Annotated in this window: 22 protein-coding genes; 19 read left to right on the top strand and 3 right to left on the bottom strand. The window is 48.3% G+C overall.

The genetic code is table 11. The features are described 5' to 3' along the window. Positions 1-31 precede the first annotated feature (31 nt). A complete protein-coding gene (locus B7991_RS06945) occupies positions 32-1,030 on the top strand; it encodes a bile acid:sodium symporter family protein (protein ID WP_088630179.1) in 999 nt (332 codons plus the stop codon). Between the two features lie 125 nt (positions 1,031-1,155). Here the strand turns inward: B7991_RS06945 and B7991_RS06940 are convergent, their stop codons facing one another. Next, positions 1,156-2,820, bottom strand: a complete 1,665-nt coding sequence (locus B7991_RS06940) for a putative transporter (protein WP_088630178.1) — start codon at positions 2,818-2,820, stop codon at positions 1,156-1,158. Between the two features lie 198 nt (positions 2,821-3,018). On the opposite strand from B7991_RS06940, the gene B7991_RS06935 reads away from it, so the two are divergent. The 5 genes from B7991_RS06935 to B7991_RS06915 all read left to right on the top strand — a co-directional run bounded on the left by B7991_RS06935 (position 3,019) and on the right by B7991_RS06915 (position 7,826). Then, positions 3,019-3,567, top strand: a complete 549-nt coding sequence (locus tag B7991_RS06935; RefSeq protein WP_088630177.1) for an NUDIX domain-containing protein — start codon at positions 3,019-3,021, stop codon at positions 3,565-3,567. Between the two features lie 88 nt (positions 3,568-3,655). Next, positions 3,656-4,522, top strand: a complete 867-nt coding sequence (locus B7991_RS06930; RefSeq protein ID WP_088630176.1) for a patatin family protein — start codon at positions 3,656-3,658, stop codon at positions 4,520-4,522. 162 nt (positions 4,523-4,684) lie between these two features. Then, a complete protein-coding gene (locus B7991_RS06925) occupies positions 4,685-5,551 on the top strand; it encodes a TIGR02147 family protein (protein WP_014545866.1) in 867 nt (288 codons plus the stop codon). Then, positions 5,548-6,870, top strand: coding sequence for a carboxypeptidase-like regulatory domain-containing protein (locus tag B7991_RS06920; protein WP_088630175.1), 1,323 nt, complete (start codon positions 5,548-5,550; stop codon positions 6,868-6,870). Before B7991_RS06925 ends, B7991_RS06920 begins: the two co-directional genes overlap by 4 nt. Continuing rightward, complete coding sequence (locus B7991_RS06915; protein WP_088630174.1) at positions 6,870-7,826, top strand: hypothetical protein; 957 nt, start codon at positions 6,870-6,872, stop codon at positions 7,824-7,826. The genes B7991_RS06920 and B7991_RS06915 overlap by 1 nt, the downstream gene beginning before the upstream one ends. Before the next feature lie 85 nt (positions 7,827-7,911). On the opposite strand, the gene B7991_RS06910 is transcribed toward B7991_RS06915, so the two are convergent. Both B7991_RS06910 and B7991_RS06905 read right to left on the bottom strand, forming a co-directional pair. Next, the gene (locus tag B7991_RS06910; protein WP_088630173.1) at positions 7,912-9,126 is read right to left on the bottom strand and encodes a hypothetical protein; all 1,215 of its coding nucleotides are present in this window, start codon (positions 9,124-9,126) and stop codon (positions 7,912-7,914) included. 61 nt (positions 9,127-9,187) lie between these two features. Continuing rightward, positions 9,188-10,825 carry a hypothetical protein gene (locus B7991_RS06905; RefSeq protein ID WP_254917874.1) on the bottom strand — a complete coding sequence of 546 codons (1,638 nt, stop codon included), beginning with the start codon at positions 10,823-10,825 and terminating at the stop codon, positions 9,188-9,190. 246 nt (positions 10,826-11,071) lie between these two features. Between B7991_RS06905 and hisE the strand changes: the two genes are divergently transcribed. The 13 genes from hisE (at position 11,072) to B7991_RS06840 (ending at position 23,710) form a co-directional block, all read left to right on the top strand. Further along, on the top strand, positions 11,072-11,332 hold the full coding sequence (hisE, locus tag B7991_RS06900) for a phosphoribosyl-ATP diphosphatase (RefSeq protein ID WP_014545870.1): 261 nt from the start codon (positions 11,072-11,074) through the stop codon (positions 11,330-11,332). Beyond that, positions 11,329-12,168 (top strand): ATP phosphoribosyltransferase, encoded by an 840-nt coding sequence (gene hisG / locus B7991_RS06895; protein WP_088630171.1) that lies wholly within the window; start codon positions 11,329-11,331, stop codon positions 12,166-12,168. The genes hisE and hisG overlap by 4 nt, the downstream gene beginning before the upstream one ends. Continuing rightward, the gene (locus B7991_RS06890) at positions 12,168-13,031 is read left to right on the top strand and encodes an EAL and HDOD domain-containing protein (RefSeq protein ID WP_088630170.1); all 864 of its coding nucleotides are present in this window, start codon (positions 12,168-12,170) and stop codon (positions 13,029-13,031) included. Before hisG ends, B7991_RS06890 begins: the two co-directional genes overlap by 1 nt. Further along, positions 12,986-13,624, top strand: coding sequence for a recombination mediator RecR (recR, locus tag B7991_RS06885; protein ID WP_235003033.1), 639 nt, complete (start codon positions 12,986-12,988; stop codon positions 13,622-13,624). The genes B7991_RS06890 and recR overlap by 46 nt, the downstream gene beginning before the upstream one ends. Further along, positions 13,621-14,274, top strand: a complete 654-nt coding sequence (gene yihA / locus B7991_RS06880) for a ribosome biogenesis GTP-binding protein YihA/YsxC (protein WP_073424799.1) — start codon at positions 13,621-13,623, stop codon at positions 14,272-14,274. The genes recR and yihA overlap by 4 nt, the downstream gene beginning before the upstream one ends. Further along, the gene (locus B7991_RS06875; RefSeq protein WP_088630169.1) at positions 14,255-15,133 is read left to right on the top strand and encodes an ABC transporter permease; all 879 of its coding nucleotides are present in this window, start codon (positions 14,255-14,257) and stop codon (positions 15,131-15,133) included. Before yihA ends, B7991_RS06875 begins: the two co-directional genes overlap by 20 nt. Before the next feature lies 1 nt (position 15,134). Further along, positions 15,135-15,968 carry an ABC transporter ATP-binding protein gene (locus B7991_RS06870; RefSeq protein WP_088630168.1) on the top strand — a complete coding sequence of 278 codons (834 nt, stop codon included), beginning with the start codon at positions 15,135-15,137 and terminating at the stop codon, positions 15,966-15,968. Between the two features lie 8 nt (positions 15,969-15,976). After that, positions 15,977-16,978, top strand: coding sequence for a dihydroorotase (pyrC, locus tag B7991_RS06865; RefSeq protein ID WP_088630167.1), 1,002 nt, complete (start codon positions 15,977-15,979; stop codon positions 16,976-16,978). A gap of 168 nt (positions 16,979-17,146) precedes the next feature. Beyond that, positions 17,147-17,755 carry an OmpA family protein gene (locus tag B7991_RS06860; protein WP_088630166.1) on the top strand — a complete coding sequence of 203 codons (609 nt, stop codon included), beginning with the start codon at positions 17,147-17,149 and terminating at the stop codon, positions 17,753-17,755. A gap of 357 nt (positions 17,756-18,112) precedes the next feature. After that, positions 18,113-21,025 (top strand): DNA methyltransferase, encoded by a 2,913-nt coding sequence (locus B7991_RS06855; RefSeq protein WP_088630165.1) that lies wholly within the window; start codon positions 18,113-18,115, stop codon positions 21,023-21,025. Positions 21,026-21,153: 128 nt separating this feature from the next. After that, positions 21,154-21,627 carry a hypothetical protein gene (locus B7991_RS06850; RefSeq protein WP_088630164.1) on the top strand — a complete coding sequence of 158 codons (474 nt, stop codon included), beginning with the start codon at positions 21,154-21,156 and terminating at the stop codon, positions 21,625-21,627. A gap of 389 nt (positions 21,628-22,016) precedes the next feature. Further along, positions 22,017-22,655 (top strand): DUF6577 family protein, encoded by a 639-nt coding sequence (locus tag B7991_RS06845; RefSeq protein WP_217898047.1) that lies wholly within the window; start codon positions 22,017-22,019, stop codon positions 22,653-22,655. A gap of 8 nt (positions 22,656-22,663) precedes the next feature. After that, on the top strand, positions 22,664-23,710 hold the full coding sequence (locus B7991_RS06840; RefSeq protein ID WP_200816209.1) for a nucleotidyl transferase AbiEii/AbiGii toxin family protein: 1,047 nt from the start codon (positions 22,664-22,666) through the stop codon (positions 23,708-23,710). Positions 23,711-23,754 lie beyond the last annotated feature (44 nt).

Here is a 23,754-nt window from a genome sequence, read left to right as displayed (position 1 = left end):
TTTAGGGCACCTCAAAAAGAAGGATATAACAATGCTTAATTTAATAAAGGCTGTTAGCCGCTTTTTATCGACATACACATCGCTTTTCGTCATCGCATGTGCAGTCATCGCATTTTTCATCCCCACGCTTTTTGGCTGGGTTCACGGTAACACAAGCTCGATTATTCTCGGCATTATTATGCTCAGCATGGGCCTCACCATTACCATGGACGATGTTCGTAACTTGATGAAACGCCCGGCCGACATTTTCCTCGGCGCCGTCGCACAATACACCATCATGCCGCTCGTTGCATTCACGCTCACAAAGATTTTCGGACTTGACCCGTATTTGGCCATCGGCATTATTCTCGTCGGTTGCTGCCCGGGTGGCGTTTCAAGCAACGTCATGAGCTTTTTAGCCAAAGGCGATGTGACATACTCCGTAAGCATGACCATGGCAAGCACGCTTCTCGCTCCGCTCATGACTCCGCTTTTGGTCCTTTGGCTTGCCGACACGAGCATCGAGGTAAACGCTGTCGGCATGTTCCTCAATATCCTTTACGTAACGATTTTCCCGATTCTCATCGGCTTCACCTGTAACTACTTCTTCGGCAAGCGTGCAGGATTCAAGGAATTTCAATCGAACATGCCCGCCGTAAGCGTCATTGGCCTCGCATTAATCGTCGGTGGCGTCATCGTGACCGTGCGTCCGCAGCTTTTCGCAAACGGCATGGGACTCATCGCGCTCATTCTCGCGGTGGTATTCTTGCATAACGGTCTCGGTTACGTGCTCGGCTACAATGTCGGTCGTTTGTTCAAATTCAACACTGCCAAGAAGCGCACCATTTCCATTGAAGTCGGCGTGCAGAATGCAGGCATGGCAACCGTCCTCGCCGGCGCATTCTTTGCCAACCCGGAGAACATCGCGCTCCACCCGGAAGCGGCCCTTTGCGTTGTGCCATGCGCCATCAGCTGCGCTTACCATTCCATCAGCGGCACAATCCTCGCCGGCATCTACGCCCACATGGACAAGAAGAAAGCCCAAGCTTAATAAATAATCATTTGAAAAGGGCGGCCCTTTCGAGCCGCCCTTTGTTATGACCAGGAAAACCAAAATAACTGTTATCGCGCCGCGCGCATCTTGACTTACATTCAACCGCGCATCTCGCCAACGCTTTAAGAGATTAGCAGTATCGCGAGCACTTGCCCACTCAAGATTCTCAGTAACATCGTGAGCGGGTAAACAGATGCGTAACCAACGTTCGTTGCTTCGGAATTGCTGAGGCCGTTTGCGAACGCAAGAGCCGGAGGGTCTGTCGTTGCACCTGCAAGCACACCGCAAAGCGAGAGGTAATTGACCTTGAACACCGCCTTGCCAACAATCGCTACAATCATCAGCGGGAAGAACGTGATAATTGCCGAGAGTGCCATGTAGTAGAATCCGTCGCCGTTCAAAAGCACATCGAAGAACTTGATACCGGCATTGAGGCCCACGCAGCTGAGGAATATCGTAATGCCGAGTTCACGCAGCATGAGGTTTGCGCTGTTCGCCATGAAGAAGTTGAGCGGGCCAATCTTACGTTTACGGCTAAGGATAATTGCGACAATCAGCGGGCCGCCAGCAAGGCCGAGCTTGAGCGGGGTCGGCATTCCAGGAATCGCCACCGGAATGCTACCGACAATCACGCCGAGGAAAATGCCGAGAAATGCGGGGAGAATTTCCGGATGGTCAAGCGCCGTGAGCGAGTCACCAAGTTCCTTCGCGGCAGCGGCAATGCTTTCCGGCGTACCGACAACGAGCAACTTATCTGCAAACTTCACACGGATATCGAGGCGCCCGGTAAACTTGAATCCACCACGCGTCACTCGGCTCACGGTCACGCCAAAGCGGTCATTGAGCGCAAGCTGCTGAATGCTCTTGCCAAGAATTTTCTTGTTCGTCACGAGAATCGTCTTGACCGTCAAATTCGACTTCTGGAGCGTAATCGGGTTTTCTTGCTTTTCGCCAATAATCTTCTGCAAGCTTTCAATCGCATCCGGCATACCGACGACATGCACCAAGTCATGGAGCTCAAGCGTCATATCGCCCTTCGGCATGTTAATCACTTGGTCGCGAGCATGGCGCGTCACCACAGCACCCGAAGAGATGAGCCCCGGAATGTCCTTGATCTTGCAGCCCACAAGATTTACGTTATCTACACGGAGCGTGCAAGAGACAATTTCCTTGGACTGTTCTGCAATTTCTTTCTGGTATTCCGCGGCAGCGACTTCCGGTTTTTGTCTAAAGAATACGCGCACAAGAATCATCACGAGGATAATGCCAATCACGCCGAACGGGTAAGCCACCGCATAGCCAACGCCCGTGAGTGAAGCGTCCACGCCAGCCGCCGTAAGCGCCGAATTTGCAGCACCGAGCGACGGAGTGTTCGTCACGGCACCGCAAAGCATGCCAATCAGCACCGGCACGTTATCGTGCATGTTCGTCGTGAAGTAAATAAGAACGGTAGCAAGTACACCCAGGAGGACGATACTCACCGCAAGAATGTTGAGCACCAGACCGTGTCGCTTTATGGAGTCAATAAAGCCCGGGCCTACTTGCATACCGATTGTATAGACAAAGAGAATGAGGCCAAATTCCTGCATAAAATGAAGAACGCTGGGCTCGATTCGCATTCCGATATGACCGAGAAGGATTCCTACGAAAAGAGCGCCAGCTCCCCCAAGGCTCACGCCTTTCACCTTGACCTTGCCCAGCATGATGCCGATGGCAGCCGTCAAGGATAGCGCGAGTACTTGTTGCCCTACAGAGGGCTTTGCAAACAGGTCAATTAGCCAGTCCATTTTATACACCTTCTTTTTTTCGCACCCAAATGTAGCATAGGAGATTAATAATGACTAATAGATTATTCATATTAGATTAATAACGAAAAATGATAGATATATCATTCCGAGCATCGCTCCCCTGCTATAGGTAATATAAATACTTTTTCGGGAACATTGCTATATTCTTTATAATTCCTCAAACCGCAGGAGGCAAATATGCCAGAAGAGATGATTGACATTTTGAACAGCGACGGCACTCCGGCGGGGTATTCCCGCAGTAGGACAGAAGTCCATGCGAAGGGACTTTGGCACCGCACCGTACACATTTGGGCATTCGATAAGAACGGTCGAATCGTTTTCCAGCAGAGGAGCCACCTCAAGGAGAACAACCCGAACTTGCTCGACACCAGTTGCGCAGGGCACATCACCGCAGGCGACAACAGCCGAAACGCAGCCATCCGCGAGCTCAGCGAAGAAATGGGCGTCCACAAGCGCCCCGAAGACCTGGAATACCTTTTCGAAGCGACTCACGAGAACGTTTTGAACAACAAAACGTATTTCGATAACGAATACTATGACACGTACAAAATAACGCTATCCGACGACGAAGCCGCGCATCTCGTCCCGCAGCCGGGAGAGGTTGACGATTTCATCTGGATGACCCCAGCCGAATTTTTGGAAGAACTAGCAAAGCGGCCCGAAAAATTCGTAAGCCATCCCAAGGATTACGATTGGATCCGTTCCCTGCTGGATAAACAAAAATAAGCATTAAGTAGGGAAAACCGGTCCACAATTTTTATAGCTTTATAAAATTGGGATTGCATTAACAAATTCGTCTACGAGGGATGACGCCATGAAGTACAAAAACACAGCCATTGTTGTCGAGGGCGGCGGTTTACGCGGGTCGTATGCCGGCGGAGTTCTTGACGTGCTCGCCGACAAAGAAATCAAGTTTGGCGGGGCCTGCGGCACATCGGCAGGCGCCACGCACCTGTGCAGTTTTCTCTCAGGACAAATCGGGCGCAACTTCCGCGTAGATACCGTGCACTCCAAGAGCCCGCGCTACATGAGCTTCAGGAACCTGCTTTTTACAGGCGACTATTTCGCGTTCGACTACTGCTACAAGCAAATCCCGTACAAAATCGACCCGTTTGAATTTGACAAGTTTGCAGCCCAGTGCCAAGAGACCGAATTCCGCGTCTGCATGACAGACGTTGAAACCGGCCTTGCCGAATATCCGCGCATTTTGGACTACCGTAACGAAGACGACATGAACCGCATCCGCGCATCGGCTAGTCTCCCGATTTTAAGCAAGGTTGTCGAAATTCACGGGAGAAAGTTCCTGGACGGCGGCGTTGCCGACAGCATTCCGTTCGAACCCATGTTCAAAAGCGGTTTTGAACGCGCCGTCGTGATCCTCACGCGCCCGCTCGGCTACCGCAAAAAGGTCAACAAGGCCCTCCCGCTCGTCAAGTTCGTGTTCCGCCATTACCCGAAATTCGTCGAAGCGGTCGCCACACGCCATATCCGCTACAACCAGGCGCTGGACAAACTGGCCAAACTCGAATCTGAGGGCAAGGTCTTCATCTACCGCCCAAGCCGCCTCATCAAGATTTCGGACATTGAGAGCAACAAGAAGAAAATTGCGGAACTTTACGAGCTCGGCAAGGAAGACGCGCACAATAAAATACCGGATTTGCTGAAATTTTTAGAGGGATAGTCACTGGATCCCTCGACTTCGCTCGGGATGACACTTCTGAAAAGCCCGTTTTTTCGCGAAAAAACGGGAATTTACAACGCTCGTTGAAAATTTTACAACGCGAAGCCCATTTTCTCAACACGTTTTCGCAACACGGCCCTATAATAATATAGATTATAGGGTATGCCTGAAGTATTAGACTACCTGGAATACCGCGAGTACCTCAAGGACTGGTTTGTCGAGACCAAAAAAGACAACCCGTTCACCTCGTACCGCTATCTCGGCCAGAAAACCGGCGTGGACCCGGCCTGGCTTGTTCGAGTTTTCCAAAAAGAAGGCCATCTGAACGAGAGCACCCTGCCCGTGTTCATCAGAATTTGCGGCCTAGACGATCGAAGGGCAGAGTATTTCAAGACCCTTTACAGGTTCAACAAGACCAAGGCGAAGCAGACGCTCTCCGAGCTTTACTACAAGCTTTTGGAACTCCGTTCCCTTGAAACACGCGTACTTTCGGAACCGGAACTTGCCTACTTTGGCAGCTGGGCATGTGCAGCACTCCGCGCCCTCATCGGCATTACGAAGGACACGAGCGATATCGCAGGTCTCGGCAAGCATTTGAACCCGCCTATTTCGCAGGATGACGCCCGCAACGCGCTCGGCATCTTGAAGCAGCTTGGGCTCGTTGTTCCGGACGGTACCGGCGGCTGGAACATCACCGACCAAATCATCAGCACCGGCGGCGAAGTCAAGAGTTCTGCAGTCCGCAGTTTCCACAGACACACGATGGAACTTGCGCAGGAATCGCTCGACCGCCACAAACCCGAAGAACGCGACATTTCGAGCGTGGTATTTACCGCTGATGAATCCGACCTGCCCGAAATCAAGCACAAGATTGAAGAATTCCGTCGCGGGCTTTTGCAGTTTGCCCGCAAGAGCGAACGCGCCGACCGCGTTTACGCACTGAACATTGCCATGTACCCCCTCTCCGACAAGGTAGCCGACCCGGCAACAGGCCCTACCTCGCCCGAAAACAAAGGAGGTGCAAAATGATTTTCAAAAAGAAATTATATATTAAGGGTATGGACTTGAAGCAGAACAACAACAGACGCTTGATTTCGCTGATTGCACCGCTTGCAATCGGGTTCTCGCTTTGCGCCTGCGGCGGTTCTGAAGTTGCAGGCGGCGGCCCGAGCGGTACAGAAGCCGGTAATGCCATCACTGCACAGATTCTTATCGCAAATGCACCTGCAGCAAACGCACGCGTCAAGCTCGTCGAGCACAACAGCCTCGACGGTCAAGGCTACACGGCTACAACAAACGACAGCGGCTACGTGACCATTGAAAACGTCGCCATTGGCAACTACACGATGGAAGCCTCCCTTGATGAATCCGCACTTGCGCTCCAGCTCCCTGTGGATGTCAAGGATACCGTAAGCGACGTTGCACTCGGTCAGCAGAACTTGCAGAAGTCAGTCTTTATCGGCGGTTCAATTGCCGACTTTATTGGCAACACGGACGAAAGCATAAAGAACATGAACGGCTTTGTCAAGTTCCGTGGTCTCGACCATTCAGCAGCCATCACAAATGGCAAGTTTGAAATCTTCGGTCTTCCGGCAGGACACTTGAACATGGTGATCATCCCGACAGAAACTGCCGACACGGTGAAGGTCTCTGTTGAAACAGATGCAGGCGATTCCGTCACGACACTCAAGCTGCAGGATTCCATCCCTCCGACTCCGGTTTCGAAAAACGAAAGACTCCTTATCGATGACTTTGATGACGGAGACAACATCCATTCTTATGCACCGGAAAACATTATTGGATACAACGCTTACTCCTGGCTGTTGCTCACGACGACACTTGCAAACACAAATCCATTTGCCGTTGTCGACTCCATTAAGGTTTATCCAGAATACAACCCGGCGGACTTCATAGGAAAGCATCCGTTCATTGCAGTCATCCAAGATGCCGACGATGGCGGCAAACAAGTCAATGTCAAATTCGATTTCCCCGAAACATCCATCGGAGATACTGCGCCTTTTGCATTTGTAAAGTTGTATTTTAAAGGCGTATACGACATAACCGATTTGAGTATGGTTGATTCAGTTGCGTTTGACGCCTGGGGCACAGGCAATGCCGAAATCCAGATTCTGGACGAAGCCAACGGCGTGACATTAACGGCATACCCGATCACGCTTCCAAAAAGCAAGGCTAAGCTCCAGTACGCTTGGGCAGACCTTTTGCCAAACGAAGAAGACCGCAAAAAGGTCTCATCGTTCTCAATCGTGTTCCACGACGACGGAGAACTCCACTTAGATAACTTTGAGCTCATCGGGCAAGACCTGCTGGACATCTGGAAGCAGGAATAATGCCGGGCGCAAATTCAGTTACATCGAATCAAGAGACTCTGCACAAAGATCTTGAAGAAGTTGTCCGCAAATACGCGCGGACAACTTTTTTGCGTCCTATCGCAGACCACACGCGAGAAGCATTTGCTCAAGCCGAAGAATTCATACGGAAGTTCTACGAAACTGCTGAAAAAGGTGATCCCGGAACGGAGTCCGGGATGACAAATGAAAAGAAGAAAGGTGACCCCGTCCCGGCACAAGGCCGGGATGACATGGTGTCCGGGGTGACAAATGCAATACGCGATGGCGCCCCCGGTGCAAATGCGGAGACTGCGCCGGTCGCCGTAATTCTAGATTCCGGTTGCGGAACAGGCGAAAGTACAATCCACATCGCTCGCCGCTTTCCGGGCATTCCCGTCATCGGGATAGACAAGTCCTGCGCCCGCCTAAACAAAGCCGGCAACCCATCGCAAACGGCGGGCGAAGACGTTCCCGCAAATGCATTCTGGATTCGCGCCGAGCTTCTGGACTTTTGGCGGCTCGCATTGGATTACGCCAAAGCGGGCAAGTGGACCATTCCGTACCATGCTGTGTATTACCCGAACCCGTGGCCAAAGCAGAGCGAGGCCACGAGACGTTTCCACATGCACCCGATTTTCCCGACGCTCCTTGCGCTCGGTGAGACGATTGAACTTCGCACGAACTGGGAAATCTACGCCCGGGAATTTGCCGAAGCTGCGAGAATCGTGTTTGAAGAGAACCCAAGGATTGCCACGAAAGAAGTTTATGGATCCCCTACGCTTCGCTTCGAGGATGACGATAAGGGAGATTCCCGCTCGGTGGCGGGAATGACAAATGAAGCGGGAATGACAATTAAGTGCGAAAGTTTTGATCCCGAGAAACCGGAAACAGCATTCGAGCGTAAATACAAAGAAGCCCGCCAAAAACTATGGCGGGTAACGGTATCGCACTTCTAAATTGCGAGAAAGGCGATGCCGGAACGGAGTCCGGCATGACAGCAAGACAGCTTCCTACTTCCTACCGTCTACTTTCTACTATCTACTACTTCCGATCCTTCATCCAGTTGGCGATGAACTTCAGATTGCGCGTAAAGCGTACATCCATTCCAGCACCTGGCACTACAATAAATTCCGTAAGGCCGTACTTGTCGCCCTTGCTGCCCCAGTCGTACGTATAACCTAAGCGCGTCCACGGGCGTGCATCCGGTCCCGTGTAAATCTTGGATGCTCGAGCGTCAAACCAGTTCTTGAACCACATCATGCGTTCCGAAATTTCGGCATCATTGCTGAGTTCGCCTTCAAACGCCGTGCGCATATCGTAAGCCTTCACGTCGGGCACATATGCAGGGCGCATCAAGTCATCCGGTTTCACCCACAAGAACGCCATATGCGTCGCCTTGGAAGTTCTCGGTTCGCCAAACAGCTGTTTGAATCGCAAATCCCAGTTGCGAACGCTATCCTTGCGGTCCTGGAACCACAACAACAGTTCCTTCTCGTTTACGACCCACACAACGCTATCCGACTTGACAAATTCGCCATCCTTATAAGTCTCGGGATCCGATGTGAGCGTTACCACGAGGAGTTTAGACTTATCGGCATTCCATGTGACCTTGTCGCTGTAATCATCAAGCGTCACGACCGTGAATTTTTCTTCTTCAAGAGCCTCAGAAGCATCCTTGACGGCATTTGCATATTTCACATTCAGAACGGAATCGCGATTGACCATCGAGATTTTTTGGCCCTTGTTATCACGGATTTCGCAATACGGAATGCTGTCGGTATTCACAGCCACCTCAGCCTTCGCGAACTGTTCACTCAAGATGTCGCCATTGTAAGTAAACAGCGTATCGCCTTCCATAAACGAGACAACGACCTTGCAGAATCCCTTTTCCGGAATCACAACTGACGTCGGGAAGCGTTCATTCCCTGCCCCTGTCGTATCGAGCTGCATCTTGTTTTCGTTTTCGCCACAAGTGTAATTGTATTCCGTAAGTGTAGCCACACCAGGCTTCATTTCGCTGAAGAACACATTTTCCTGTTCGCTGCTAAAGGCGGGCTTTACAATAATGGACTTGCCGCCAAGAACCATTGTATGCGGAATACCTTCGCCACAATAATAGGCAGGCTGGCGGAACACGCCAATAATACCCGTCTTACCCTGAAAATTTTCAGCCTTGGAGACGTTGTCGCCTCTCGTAAATGCGCAACCAAGCAAAGCAAGAGCAAATGCGCTCCCCAATAGACAAATGTTCTTCATCCGATTCCTCATCCTAGTTAACTATTCAAAATATAGTTAACTCCAATTTTTTGCCGATTTATTATGGCAAACTCTTGACTCGTTTTGCAAGCAGTAGCTGTCCATTCAAGTCAAGTCGCACATAGGCGGGGCGATTCACCCCAGAAATATCGACAGATGCAGACGATTCAACAAACGAATGCATCCCGAGCATGTTCCCGATGGCATCGTAAAAACGGAGCGTCTTTTTGCCCGGCATGGGGACTTCGACATTCAGCATTCCATGCGCAACATGCATTTGCATTCCAGGCACCAAGCGATGACCGAGCACCCCGACACTTCCTAATGAAGACGAACTCGAGAATACGACTGAGGAACTCGAAATCGATGACGAGCTTGGCAATGTTTCAGAAGAGCTCGATAAAGCCTCGGAACTGGACAAAGCGATATCAGGGCACTTGTCCAAAGTTTTAGAACGATTCACCGTAAAGCAGACGCGGTCATTCCCGTCAAAGACAAAGTTGAAGACACCTTCTATCCCGGCCTTGCCACTTTTATTCACAAAGCTGAAATTGGAAAAATATTCTTGGTTTTTATTAAGAACCGCACGTACTTCGGCTCGTTGATGGGCCGCATTCTTGTTCGGATTGTTAGACGCAAAAGCGTTTTCATCATAATCGAAATACCAGATAAAAACTCCATTTTTACCTTGTTGACCACTGTAATACGACTTCTCTATTTTCGAATCAAAGCCTACAGCCGGACGATACTCGATAAGGTAAAACTCATTCGGGTGATTTGGATTCGACACCGCATAAGCCTGCATTCCCGAAATATTTTTCAGTTCATAGATGCTGTCGCTATTCTCAATTTCAATAGGCTTAAGCCAGCCCATCGATTCGCGTTCAAACGCAGAAAATACCGGCGGATAATTTCCATCCCCGTTATAGCAGCCAAGTGACATCACATCATAAGGCAAGGGGCCTAGTGTCGCATAACCATTTTCATCAGCACTATACAAATCATAAAGACCTATCACGTGGCTAAACTCGTGGACATAGGAGCCCAACATATCGACATCTTTTGAATTTGTCGAGCTAGACTTTCCCTTAGCTTTCTGTGCGACAAACGCATAATCATTAAAACGGTAGCCATTCTTTGAATAAATTTTATTAGCACTATAACGTAGTGAAAATGCATGATTAAAGAAACCGTCACAGCTTTTTTCAGCATCATCCTTGAACAACGGGTGCAATATCATAAAAGGGATTGTACTTTCGTATTTATCTGCGCGGGATTTGAAATCATTGCGTTCCACGAGCAAATCTAGCGCTGGCAAAATGAAAGAAGCATCACTTTGATAGCTACTAAAATTATTTGAAAGTGTTATGGGGTAAATATCAAACGTCGGCTTAAACTGTCCGGCAGAACTTGCAATAAAGTAATCTCTTACACTGCCATAATAGCCGTTTTCACGAAAGCCCTCTTCATTGAACATCCGAAATACAAATGCGGAGTCAATAGACTTGTAATCAGCAGTCGATACAAGCAGCACAGGGAAATAGCGTTCACCCGAAGAAAACGATACAGTACTGATACTGGAGCGGATTCTAGACAATCCCTCAGGAACCGAAGACTGGAGCATTTCTTCGGTGTAGATGATTTTTTTCACCTTCATATTTTCCGAAGGGTTAGCCCACGCCAAAGACGCAGAGAACACACAAGCCCCAAACAGGCTCACCCCAAATACCGAACGATCAAACCAACTCATATAGAGAATATAAATATAAATTCGTCAAAAAGGAGATGCCCCATCAAGTGGGGCATGACATTTTGCGCAAGGAGAAGCCCGCTCGGCGGCGGGCATGACAAATCAACGAATTTCCCATCATTTTCACAGAATGCGTCGATACAAGCAGTCCCTAAATTTTTATCTTTGGGCGTGTAAAACTAAAGAGGTCTAATTATGACGTTTGAAGAAATGTACGCACTGGCCTGCCAGCGCAAGAAAGACATGCCGGAAGGCAAGGGCACCACGGAACTCTTCAAGAAGGGTCCGCATGGCATCGGCAAGAAGCTCGTCGAAGAAGCCGCCGAAAGCTGGATGGCCGCTCGCTTTGAATCGCGCGACGCCCAGTGCCTCGAACTTTCTCAAGTGCTCTACTATGTTGCCGTCATGATGGCAGAAAAAGGTCTCACCCTCGAAGAAGTGTACGCAAAACTATGATTAAGGTAGCTCTCCCGAACAAGGGCATGCTTTTTGAACCGACCCAGGAACTCCTCAAGGCCTGCGGTTACAAGGCATCCAAGCCCTACAAGACTTTGACCCAGATCGATTCCAAGAACGGCATCGAATTCTTCTTCCTGCGTCCAAGCGACATCCCGATGTACGTGGGTCGCGGTATCATCGACGCAGGCATCACGGGTATCGACTTCAACGCCGAAGCCAAGAGCCCGGCAGTGAAGGTTTTGGACTTGCCCTTTGGCGCATCCAAGCTTTGCGCCGCAGTCCCGAACGAAAGCCCCATCCAGAGCCTTGCCGAACTGAAGGACGCCACCATCGCGACAAGTTTCCCGAACATCGTGGAAGGCTACTACAAGAAGAAGATGGACTTCGTGGTGCTCGAAGGCGCCGTCGAAATTTCCGTGAGCCTCGGAGTCGCAAACGCCATCGTGGACGTTGTCGAAACGGGTACAACGCTCAAGCAGGCCGGTCTCCGTATTATCGGCGAACCGCTCTTCCGCTCTAATGCGGCCATTTTCTGCAACCCGCAGAAGACAGAACTCGAAGAAGTCAACACGCTCATCCGCCGCATCCAGGGCAAGCTCGTCGCCCAGACGTACATGATGATCGAGTACGACTGCCCCTCCGAACTTCTCTCTAAGGCTTGCGAAATGACTCCGGGTCTCGACGCCCCGACAGTGACGAAGCTCCACGGTCGTGAATGGTACTCCGTGAAGGCCATGGTGCCGCGCGAAGAAGCCAACGCCATCATGGACAAGCTCTGGGACGCAGGCGCCCGTAGCATCCTCCTGTTCGGCATCGAAAGCGCACGTATCTAATGCAATCTCTCGCTTACTTGGCACGTCAACCAATTCTTGACCGAGATGGAAACATCTTCGCGTATGAATTGCTATTCCGAGACTCGCCAAGTAGCGATACCGCAATAATCGCAAGCGACTTGCAGGCGACAGCCCAGGTGCTCGAGAACATCTTGAACAGCATCGGGCTTACACGCCTCGTCGGTGAAAGTAAGGCGTTCATCAACTGCAGTCGCGAGATTCTCCTCGACAACTTATTCGGGCTTTTAAACCCCGACCGCTTCGTCCTCGAAATTCTCGAAGACGTCGCTGTAGACGAGAACCTCATCCGCGCCATTCAGCGCCACAAGTCTCTCGGCTTTGAACTTGCGCTCGATGACTTTATCATGAGCGACGAATACATCCGCCGTTTTGAGCCATTGTTCGAACATGTCTCTTACGTGAAGATGGACCTGGTCGACAACTCGCCTGAGGACATCGCGAAAGCATCGCAGTTCTTCAAGGCAAGAAATATCAAGCTGCTCGCCGAAAAAGTCGAAGACGAACCGACATACAAACGTTGCAAAGACATCGGCTACGATTACTTCCAGGGATTCTATTTTGCAAAACCCGAAATCGTAACAGGCCAAAAGATCGACGCAACATCTGCCGCCATCCTAGAAATCATCAAGCTCTTGCGCACACGCCCGACGCTCGAAGTCCTCTGCGATGAATTCGACAAGCACCCGGACATTTCAGCGAACCTTTTGCAGTTCGTGAATTCTGACGTGCGCAACAAGCCCGTCATCGAAAGCGTCAAAGGCGCCATCGTCTGGGTGGGCATGAAGCACATCCAGGAATGGCTCACGATCATGCTGTACGCGCATTTGGACTCCCGCTCATGAACGTAGAACCGCAAAGCCTAGAAAACCTGATTTCTGAATTTGCCTCCCTCCCGGGGATTGGACTAAAGACGGCCCGCCGCCTCGCCTACCACATGCTTTCGCGCAAGAAAGGTGACGTGGAACGCTTTGCCGATAGCTTGATGCAGGCCGCCGAAAAGGTCCACCCGTGCCCGCGCTGCCACGCCTTCACCGACGAAGACATCTGCCCCACATGCAGGGCCCGCGAAGGCGCCAAGTCCATTTGCGTTGTCGAAAAGAATTCGGACATTCTGCCGTTCGAACGTTCGTCTGTCCATAAAGGCCTTTACTTTGTCCTCGGCGGCGTGATTTCCCCGCTCGACGGCATCGGCCCCGAAGCGCTCCACCTGCCGCAACTCGTGGAACGCATCAAAGCAGAAAACATCGAAGAGCTGGTCCTTGCACTCGGTTCTAGCCCCGAAGCCGACAGCACAGCACTCATGATCGACCGCATGCTCGCTGGCGTCAACGTCAAACGCACCCGCCTTGCCCGCGGCATCCCGATGGGCAGCGACCTGGAATTCATCGACGAAGTTACCATGCTTCGCGCATTCGAAGGGAGAGTTTCCTTATGAGTACAAAAGAAAAAGTCGTCCACCAGGCCCCCGTCGAAGTTGGCGGTTACACTGTCCGTTCGGCAAAGTTTGTCAAGGCCGCCGTGAACCTCAAGGGTCTCCCCGAAGAACATCTCCCGCAAATAGCCTTCCTCGGACGCTCCAACGTGGGCAAGTCCTCGCTCATGAACACCCTCATGGGCCAGAAAAAGCTCGTGAAAATCAGTTCGACCCCCGGAAAAACGCGCGAATTGAATTTTTTCAAAGTCAATGACGAATTTTTTCTTGTAGATTTACCAGGTGTAGGGTTCGCTAAAGTCAACAATGCAAAGCGCGACCAGATGTCCGACTTTATCCGAGAATACGTCGAGAAGTGCAAGGACCTCAAGGGACTTATCTACCTCGTAGATATCCGCCACGGAGGAACGCCCATCGACATCGAGACAGTCGAAAGCATCCGTGCCACGGGCTGCCCCGTGTTGGTTGTCGCTAGCAAGCGAGACAAGGTGAACCAGTCCGAACTCGCCAAGGGGCTCCGCGACATCCAGCAGCGCCTGGACCTCGACCAGAAGCCGCTTTGCGTCAGTTCGCTCAAGAAAACCGGGCTCGACGAACTCTGGACCGAAATCCTAGAGGCAATACATAGCGACAATGGAAAAGACGCGACTTAAAAACTGGCAAAAGATGACTCCCGTCGGGCGTTTATTCCACACGCTCGGGATATTCATCTTGAAAACAAGAATGGGGCAGCTCATAGCCCTGTTTCTCCGCACAGTAGCGTCCCTTTTCGACAAAAGCCACAACTTCAAGAGCGATTCCCGCAACATCATCTTGCAGACGTTCTTTACCGGTGTCGAAATTTTTCCGCCGCTCTTTGCCGTCGCTACGTTGTTCGGAACCGTCGTCATTATCTACCTATTCTCCCTCATGGACAAGATGGGCTTTTCAAATAACATCGGCACCCTCATCGTGGTGATCATCATCCGCGAACTGAGTCCCATCTTCACAGCGTTCCTCATCGCAGGCCGTACAGGCTCCTCGCTGACCACTTACATCGGCAGCATGGTTATCAATTCCGAAGTCGACGCGTTAGCCACCATGGGAATAAACCCGATCCGCTACCTTGTCATGCCTAGCGTAATTGGTGGTACTATCGCAATGATTATCATGAATATCATCTTTAGTACAAGCGCTATCGGAGCAGGATTCCTCCTTACGAAGGGAATCATTTTCATTACCGGAAACGCCCCCAACGTGCAAATTACCTGGAGCTACCTCTCTACAGAAATTATCAAGGCGCTCACCAAACCGGACTTTGTCTTTGCGATTGTGAAGCCCCTTATCTTTGGCATCATCATTACAATCAACGCATGCTACCAAGCACTGAACATCAAGCGAGATATTCGCCAAGTTCCCAAGGCAACATCCCGCTCTGTCATCATGTCCTTCCTCTACATCGTTTTTGCCGACGCCTTATTCTTGATGTACTTCGTTAAAGACTACATGCAGAACCTTTCAGCAATTATCTAATATGCTAGACGAAGCCCTCAGACTTGAAGATATTTACCTTTCGACAAACGAACTCTCTGGAACGATGTTTTCGATTCCGAGGGCTGTCGGCTATTTTGAGAATATAAAGGCAAGCAATAGCAGTGACGATTACCAGCTCATCGCAGGGGCAAACCTCACGCTAAAACTCGGCGAGACAATTTGCATCGGCGGGCCCTCTGGCAAAGGCAAAAGCGCTATCCTCCGCATGATTGCAGGGCTTGCACGCCCGCTCAAGGGGCATATCTACTACTTTGGCGAATACATCCCGGCAGAACGCCTCACCGCACTCGAAGTGGCCAAGCGCCAAGTCGGTTTTGTGCTACAGAACGCCGCCCTGATATCTAACTTGAGAGTTATCGACAACATTGCGCTCCCGCTTCGCTACCACAAGATGGGCACCGATGAAGAAATCACCAAGAAAGTCAACATGGCCATGGACTTGATGCGCGTACGCAACTTCGCGAAGATGTTCCCGCACGAGCTCAGCGTGGGCATGCAAAAGCGTGTCGCCATCGCTCGTTCCTGGGCCATGGACCCGAAGCTTTTGCTCATGGACGAACCGACCGCAGGGCTTGACAACTACAACCGCAGAAACCTCTTGCCGTTGATTGACAACATGCGAACGATGTTCAAGACGTCCATCATCATCGTCACTCACGACCTCATGATTGCAAAAGAACTGGACTGCAACCTCGTATTCTTGCACCAGAAAAAGCTCACCGAGCCGCACTCCTTTGACTACTGGCTCCATTCAGATAGCGAAATTTCGAAGGACCAGTTCCGCGACCTTCAATCCGTTTCACCTAATACCTAATTACAGTTATGTTCCTTCCTTTACCAGACGATTTTCATGCGCACTTGCGCCAGGGCGAACTCATGCCCGGTTATGTCCGTGATCTCGTAGCCCAGTTTGGCCGCGCCATCATCATGCCGAATACCGTACCCGCGATGACAAGCGCAAAAGCGATTGCAGACTACAAAAAACAGATTCTCGAAGCCGCCGCCCCGGTGCGCCCGGACTTTGAACCACTCATGACATTCAAGCTGAACCCGAACTACACGGAACAGGACTTGAAGGACATGATGGCCGTAGGCGTTGTCGCAGGCAAGTACTATCCCGCAGGCGTTACGACCAATAGCGCCGATGGTATCAGCGATTTCGAAGCCGTTTTCCCGGTTGTCGCGATGATGGAAAAGCTCGGCCTTGTACTTTGTGTACACGGCGAAGAGCCGGGTGAATTCTGCCTGGACCGCGAACCCGCCTTTATCAAGCGCGTCGAAACGCTCGCCGAAAAGTTCCCGAAGCTCCGCATCGTGTTCGAGCACCTGAGCAGCGCAAAGTCTGTGGAAGCCGTGAAGCGCCTCCCCGCAAATGTCGCCGCCACATTTACGGTACACCACCTGATGATGACTCTCGACGATATCGTCGGCGATGCACTGCGCCCGCACCACTTCTGCAAGCCGCTCCCGAAGCGCCCGGAAGACCGCAAGGCCATCCGCGAAGCCGCCTTCAGCGGAAACCCGAAGTTCTTCCTCGGTACCGATTCCGCCCCGCACCAGCAGGGCAAAAAGGAATGCCCGTGCGGCGCCGCTGGCGTTTACAGCGCACCGGTCGCCATCCCGCTTTTGGTACAGGAATTTGACCGCGCAGGCGCCCTCGACAAGCTCCCAAACTTTATCGCAGGCTTTGGTGCAGACTTCTACCACCTCCCGCGCACGACAAAGCAAATCGAAGTTGTCAAGGAATCGTGGACTGTCCCAGCCGTTGTAAATGGCGTTGTACCGCTCGCCGCCGGGCAGACGCTCGAATGGAAACTTAAATAACGTTTTGGGCCTTCATTTTACAATAAAACGCCCAAATTTCATACAAAAATTCGCTGTAAAAGGCGAATTTTTTTTGTACAAATAAAAAAAAATTACCTCTTTAGCTTTTTTTACTTATATTAAAAAGCGATCCAAGGATTATACCACTTTTCAATCGGAGGTTTTATAATGAATCTGGTAAAAACAATTGGTCGTATTCTTCCGGTAGCCCTCTCGCTCTCTGTCCTCGTTGCTTGCGGCGATAAGAAAACAGAAAAGCCTGCTCCAGTAAAGCAGCCCGAACCGGTCAAGGTTGAAGCTCCGGCTCCTGAAGAACCGGCACCATTCGACTTCTCCAAGATTTCTGCCGTCAAGGGCTCCTCTCAGGAATTCCTGACCGAAAATGCCGCCGTTGCCGCATTCTTGAACGACGCTTTTGCCAAGGTTGAAAATGGCCAGGCCACTTCAATCGAATTCCCGAATGTCAGCGGTCTCTTTGAACTCGCTAGCGCAGAACTCAGCAGCGAAGGCCGTGCCGTTATCGCAACGTTCGGCTCCAAGCTCGCTCAGACCAACATGGACGCATCTGTGCTCGTCGAAGGCTACACCTGCGACCTCGGCTCTGTCGCTTACAACGATGAACTTTCTCAGCGCCGTGCAGAAACGGCCAAGGCTGAACTCTCCAAGTACATCCCGTCTTCCAAGATCACTGCTAAGTGGTATGGCAAGCGCTTGTTCAAGAAGATCAAGTACAGCACCAGAGAAGAACATCGCCGCGTGAACATCCGCATCCAGTAATCTGGAACACGCGAACTTAAACGCACAAGTGTTTGAAAAATCCTCCGCTCAAGCGGGGGATTTTTTTGTTCCGCACCTGTTTGATATCAAAAATTTTGATATCAACCCCTTTTTACCGGAATGGGAAGTTACAATTGTTTAATATTGCGATTTTATACATGGAATCTTTTTCTAATGGCGAACATCGTGAAGCAATCTCCAACCGGCATATTTATATATATTTCCCAACGACATAGTTCCATACTGAAAGGTTCGGAGCAACCAAAATTTTTGAGATTCGTCTCTTAATTTCGTACCTAGAAAATCGCAACTTCATGAATGAAGGCGAAATCTCTTCACTTAAGGCAAGGAGCAGCCATGACCGAAGCAAAAGATTTTATTGCGTTTGCGCAGAAACTAAAGGGTGATGAAAAACAAGAAGCCCAAACTTTTTTGAACCATTTCTTTCAGGTCTTCGGTTATGAAGATGTGGCTGCTGCCGGAGGTGTTTTCGAAGCGAGAATAAAATCTTCAAATTCATCAAAAAAATCGACGAATTATGCAGACTGCCTTTTTGCACCGCAGGGGCATTCAGGCGTACTCATCGAAATGAAAGGCCGTAAAGAAAAGAACCTCGACAAGCATTTTGAGCAGGTGAAAAACTATTGGCTTGATATGAAACCGCAAGAGGTTATTGGGCCTGGAGCACAAAAACCGAGATACGCCATTCTTTGCAATTTTGACGAATTCATCATTTACGATGAACTGTCTTTGGTTGATAGAGTCAAGATGAAGGATTTTGCACAGAGAAAATCTGCGTTCAATTTCATGTATCCTGATGAAAAAGCACCCGTTTTCAACTGTAATGTAAAGGAAATTTCAAAGGGCGTTGCGAATAAGATTGGTGAAGTTTTCAAGTACGAAGTCGTTGAAAAAAAGGAGTCGCCCGAAAAAGTTCAACGTTTTTTGATGCAGTGCATCTTGGCAATGTTCAGTGAAGATTTTGGGCTGTTACCGGATAACTTATTCACGAATTTAATCCGTAATTGTTGTATTCAAAAAGGTGATTCCTACGATGAACTCGGTGGTTTGTTCAATCAAATGGCAAACCCCAAAATGGCTGATGGCGGAAAATACAAAGGCGTTCCTTATTTTAACGGAGGCCTGTACAGTAAGGTAGAACCGCTGTCTCTCGACAAATACTGTTGCGAGTTATTGCAAGAAGCTAGCCAGGTCGATTGGAATCATGTCAATCCGTCTATTTTCGGAGCAATGTTCGAAGGAACGATGGATTCAAAAGAAAGACATGGATTTGGCGCTCATTTTACTAATGAAATCGACATTCTGAAAATTGTGAATCCTTGCATTATCAGACCATGGAATGAAAAAATAGAAAAGGCGGATACAGCACCTAAATTGGAAAAGCTCCTAAAAGAATTATCTAATTACAAAGTACTTGACCCGGCTTGTGGATGTGGAAATTTCTTGTTTGTTTCTTATTTGGCCTTGGTCGATATCGAACTTAAAATATTGGACAAATTACAGGATCTTTCATTACAATCAAATACAAATAAAAATATAATGGAACGTCATCGGTTCAGCGTTTTAAGTACGCAACAGTTCTTTGGAATAGACATTTTGCCGATGGCTGTGGAACTTACCAAAGTAACGATGATGTTGGCAAAAGAAATCGGTGCTAAAAAATGGAACGACCATTGGGAAGCAGACCCCTTATTTAGAATTGAGAGTTTGCCACTCGATAATATGGACAAGAATATTCTTTGTCAGGATGCTTTATTGAACCCGTGGCCCGAATTTAGTGTCGTTATCGGCAATCCTCCATATCAAGGGAAGAACAACACAAAGGTTGAAATGGATGGTGCCTATATTGCAGACGTTCGAGAACATTTTCCTGATGTTCCCGGTAGAGCCGATTACTGCGTTTATTGGTTTAGAAAAGCTCACGAATTGATGAAGGATGGGCAAAGAGCAGGCCTTGTGGGGACAAATACCATTAGGCAGAATTACTCTAGAGAGGGTGGGCTGGATTATATTGTTGCAAATGGTGGTGTAATTATAGATGCCGTCAGTACGCAGGTTTGGTCGGGTGAAGCTGCTGTATATGTTTCGATTGTAAATTGGGTTAAAGGAAAGTATTCTGGTGAAAAGACTTTGTGTTTTCAAGAAGGAAATACTGTAAAATCACCATTTGTTTATGAACACCCAAGTAACATTACTTCGGCATTAAAGTCTGCTTGCGATGTAAAAGGAGCTTTTGCCTTAAAAGCAAATATGGCAAAAGGATTTTGCCATCAGGGGCAGACTCATGGCCATAAGGGGTTCTTGATAAAAGATTTGAATGCCGCAAAAAAGTTGTTGAATGACGAACAGAATAAACAAGTTCTTTTCCCGTTTCTTATTGGAGATAGATTGGTTGGAACATACAAATCACAACCTGATCGATATGTTATAGATTTTCGAAAGTTTGATGTTTTTGGTGCACAGAAATATAAAGAGTTGTATAAAATCATCGAAAAAAGTGTTTATGCTGATAAAAAAGAAAAAGCAGATGAAGAAAAAATAAAGAATGAAAATACTCTCAAGAAAAATCCAAAGGCTAAAGTAAATCATGATCATGAAATGGCCTTGAAGACTTGGTGGCAAATGTTTAGATCCAGAGATGTTCTTTTAAATATACTAGAGGTTAAGTCACGTTATATTGCGTGTTCCCGAGTGACAACACGCCCCATATTTGAATTTATTTCAACTGAAATACATCCTAACGATGCTTTGCAAGTGTTTCCGTTAGAAGATGATTACTCGTTTGGAATTTTGTCCTCAAAAGTTCATTGGGAATGGTTTAATGCAAGATGTTCTACATTGAAAGGGGATCCGCGTTATACTTCGGATACTGTATTCGATTCGTTCCCTTGGCCTCAAAAACCTACTGAAAAACAGATTGCTGAAATTGCAAAGTATGCGGTTGAACTTCGCTATAAACGCAGAGAGGAAATGGAACAGAATATACTTAGCTTGCGTGATGTTTACAGAACTATGGAAACAACTCCAGATAATCCAGTAAGCAAAATTCAAGCGAAACTTGACAACGCGGTACGTGAAGCCTACGGAATGTCTGCGGATGATGATGTTTTGGAATTTATTCTTAAATTGAATAAAAAATGTCATGACCGCGAGGAATCAGGCAAAGAAATAACACCACCGGGTCTACCTAAATTTGTGAAAGATCCGCAAAAATACATTACAGAAGATTGTGTTAAAATGGAAGAATAAGAGCAAGTCAAGAGTTTAGCGAGGTTTGATTCAGAGGCTTCGCTAAATCCGCTCTTTCTTTTTTAGCGTTTTCAAGTGTCACACGAATAAGGTATATTAGACAAATAAGATTAACGAAGGAGATTCTCATGAGCGAAAACAGCAAGAAAGACGAAGATTTCGAACAGTACTACAAGAAACTTATTGACACAATTGCTGCAGACAGCAACTTAGAAGAAAAGGAAAATGAGCAGAAGTTAAAGAACCGCGAGCTCATCACCCTTTCCAAGCAGCACCTTTATAAGATTGTTTTGTGTGATTCACAAATACGCATGAGTGCCGGGCTCGATACAACGAGCTCAAAGCATTCTTCGAACATGTTCCTCAAGAGCGCCATGGCTGATTTCACGGAAATGCTGTCGAACTATCTCGAAAGCATGGATGTTCTGGATGACGCCGCCGATGTTCTTCAGAAACACAAAGACAACTGGGACAAAGAAGCCCTAGCAAAAATGCAATCGATGATTGACAACTTCAAGAAAAAGACAGCACATCAATTCAGCACCATCGCTCAAACGGCCATAAACACTTTGAGCAACTGGTCCAAAAACTTAGAAGAATAAAAGCCAGGTTCCCTTAAGGGAACCTAATTTTTTGAAAAAAAATGCGGAAGGACTTGACCGGATCTCAAATATAGTATATATTTGAGCAGTAGTTTAATTTTATTGCGCTTTTCAGCATGTAGCGCAAAGGGGTAAATATGACATCGGCTTGTAGGCCCATTTCGGGGCTAAATCCAAATTTTCAGAACATTTTTCTTGACATCGGCGCCAGTTTCTGCTATTTTAATACTATAATTCGGCAATCTTCACACTTTTTGCCAAATTATAGTAGTTTAGGAGAACCGATGGACAAGGACGCAATACTGGAAAAATTCCAAGGTGGCGAGGTCTTCGACAAGCCATCCTTTCGGCAGTCCGTTCATTCTCTCTATCCCGATTGTTCAGAAGCCATGATAAATTGGCTACTGCATTCGTTCCGAGAAAAGGGAATACTGTCATCCGTCGGTGCCGGGAAATACTATGTCACATCCGCTCACGAAGCGACGAAAAAGATGTACATCTACCCGCATTCCCCGGAATTTTTTGACCTAGAGACTCAAATCACAGATCGATTCCCTCTTTTAAAGTTCCAGATGTGGGAATTAATCCAGATGAACGATTTCGTAAACCACCAAATTGCAAAAAATGTCATCTTTATAGAAACAGAAAACATGATGGTCAACTCGGTTTACGAGGACTTGCATACAAGACACCCATACGCAATGATCGAGCCCGATACCGCCCTCTTTTACAAGTTGCGAGGTCCCGACACCGATATCGTTGTGCAAAAATTACCATCCGAAGCTCCGGCTCCACTCATAAACCATTCCTGCACTTTGGAGAAAATCGTTGTAGACATTCTATCCCAAAAACTGACAGGCCAATTAATTGAACGCAGTGAATATCCAGCAATTTACGAAGGCATATTCAATAAATTCCATATCGACGAAACTCGCATGTTCCGTTATGCCAGACGGCGGAACCTTTACAACGCTCTCCGCTCCTTTATTTTTGAGCAAACCAACATCCAGCTAAAAACGATTCAGTAACGAGGTGCATGATGATTTCAAAAAGCACCTACACTACGGAACACGTGAACGCCTTGCGTGCGAAATATCAAAAAGATCCATCCTTATTGGAGCGCGTCCTATTCGCGTTCGGATTACTAGAAGCTCTTGCCCGCGTAGGCTTGCCATTCTTATTCAAGGGCGGAACATCATTGATGCTGATTTTCGAACGACCATTAAGACTTTCAACCGACATTGACATCTTGGTAAATCCAGGAGAAAATGTTGACCATTACATCCACGAAGCAGCAAAAATTTTCCCGTTCAAGTCTTTTGAAGAAAAACATAGAATCGGGCCTAACAACATCGAAAAAAGGCACTTCAGATTTTATTACAACTCCCCCTTGAGGAATGAAGAATTTTACATCATTCTAGACATTGTCTATACAGAAAATCCATACCACTTGATTGAAACCCGAGAAATCAACGGAGAACTGTTACTTTCCGATGGTTCGGCCGTAACGGTATCAATGCCATCGGCAGAATGCATCTTGGGCGATAAATTGACAGCATTCGCCCCACACACAACAGGCGTCCCTTTCGGCATAGACAAGGAACTAGAAATAATCAAGCAACTGTTCGATGTAGCCGCACTTACCGAAAAAATTTCTAATTGGGAATCCGTGGTAAAGACTTATGACAGAATAGTTCTAAATGAAATCGGATATCGCAATATAGCCATTAGCCGAGAAGAAGCCCTTTTAGACACAATTCAGTCCTGCGCCTGTATCGCAGGCAAAGGCGTATACGACAAAGAGGAATTTTCACTATTTCTTAAAGGCATCCGATCCATTGGCGGGCACATTCTGTCGATAAATTACAACTTGTCAATTGCGACAGAACAGGCTTGTCGCGTAATACATCTCGCTTCATGTCTTCTGACAAAGCGAACCTACAGCCCCATTCAATCTCCAGAACGTTATCTTGCTGAAAATATCAGCAAGAGCAGGTACAAGAAGCTTTCATATATGCGAAGCCAAAACATCAATGCATTCGCGCATCTTGTTGAAGCTCTGCGAAACCTCGGAGAAATTTAGATAAGACTACAATAATTTCTATTCGGATTGCCGAGCCCTCTCGC

This window comes from Fibrobacter sp. UWB3 (assembly GCF_002210405.1).
Lineage (GTDB): Bacteria > Fibrobacterota > Fibrobacteria > Fibrobacterales > Fibrobacteraceae > Fibrobacter.
The sequence above is the reverse complement of the archived record's forward strand: the minus strand, read 5'-3'. Positions and strand labels throughout refer to the sequence as shown.

Excerpts from the sequence above, each read along its gene's own strand:
- B7991_RS06930 (WP_088630176.1), top strand. The coding sequence starts at position 3,656 with ATGAAGTACAAAAACACAGCCATTGTTGTCGAGGGCGGCGGTTTACGC.
- B7991_RS06860 (WP_088630166.1), top strand. The coding sequence starts at position 17,147 with ATGAATCTGGTAAAAACAATTGGTCGTATTCTTCCGGTAGCCCTCTCG.
- B7991_RS06915 (WP_088630174.1), top strand. The coding sequence starts at position 6,870 with ATGCCGGGCGCAAATTCAGTTACATCGAATCAAGAGACTCTGCACAAA.
- B7991_RS06945 (WP_088630179.1), top strand. The coding sequence starts at position 32 with ATGCTTAATTTAATAAAGGCTGTTAGCCGCTTTTTATCGACATACACA.
- B7991_RS06890 (WP_088630170.1), top strand. The coding sequence starts at position 12,168 with ATGCAATCTCTCGCTTACTTGGCACGTCAACCAATTCTTGACCGAGAT.
- B7991_RS06925 (WP_014545866.1), top strand. The coding sequence starts at position 4,685 with ATGCCTGAAGTATTAGACTACCTGGAATACCGCGAGTACCTCAAGGAC.
- B7991_RS06850 (WP_088630164.1), top strand. The coding sequence starts at position 21,154 with ATGAGCGAAAACAGCAAGAAAGACGAAGATTTCGAACAGTACTACAAG.
- B7991_RS06940 (WP_088630178.1), bottom strand. The coding sequence starts at position 2,820 with ATGGACTGGCTAATTGACCTGTTTGCAAAGCCCTCTGTAGGGCAACAA.
- B7991_RS06920 (WP_088630175.1), top strand. The coding sequence starts at position 5,548 with ATGATTTTCAAAAAGAAATTATATATTAAGGGTATGGACTTGAAGCAG.
- pyrC (WP_088630167.1), top strand. The coding sequence starts at position 15,977 with ATGTTCCTTCCTTTACCAGACGATTTTCATGCGCACTTGCGCCAGGGC.
- B7991_RS06845 (WP_217898047.1), top strand. The coding sequence starts at position 22,017 with ATGATAAATTGGCTACTGCATTCGTTCCGAGAAAAGGGAATACTGTCA.
- yihA (WP_073424799.1), top strand. The coding sequence starts at position 13,621 with ATGAGTACAAAAGAAAAAGTCGTCCACCAGGCCCCCGTCGAAGTTGGC.
- B7991_RS06855 (WP_088630165.1), top strand. The coding sequence starts at position 18,113 with ATGACCGAAGCAAAAGATTTTATTGCGTTTGCGCAGAAACTAAAGGGT.
- B7991_RS06875 (WP_088630169.1), top strand. The coding sequence starts at position 14,255 with ATGGAAAAGACGCGACTTAAAAACTGGCAAAAGATGACTCCCGTCGGG.
- B7991_RS06910 (WP_088630173.1), bottom strand. The coding sequence starts at position 9,126 with ATGAAGAACATTTGTCTATTGGGGAGCGCATTTGCTCTTGCTTTGCTT.
- B7991_RS06840 (WP_200816209.1), top strand. The coding sequence starts at position 22,664 with ATGATGATTTCAAAAAGCACCTACACTACGGAACACGTGAACGCCTTG.
- recR (WP_235003033.1), top strand. The coding sequence starts at position 12,986 with ATGGCTCACGATCATGCTGTACGCGCATTTGGACTCCCGCTCATGAAC.
- hisE (WP_014545870.1), top strand. The coding sequence starts at position 11,072 with ATGACGTTTGAAGAAATGTACGCACTGGCCTGCCAGCGCAAGAAAGAC.
- B7991_RS06935 (WP_088630177.1), top strand. The coding sequence starts at position 3,019 with ATGCCAGAAGAGATGATTGACATTTTGAACAGCGACGGCACTCCGGCG.
- B7991_RS06870 (WP_088630168.1), top strand. The coding sequence starts at position 15,135 with ATGCTAGACGAAGCCCTCAGACTTGAAGATATTTACCTTTCGACAAAC.
- hisG (WP_088630171.1), top strand. The coding sequence starts at position 11,329 with ATGATTAAGGTAGCTCTCCCGAACAAGGGCATGCTTTTTGAACCGACC.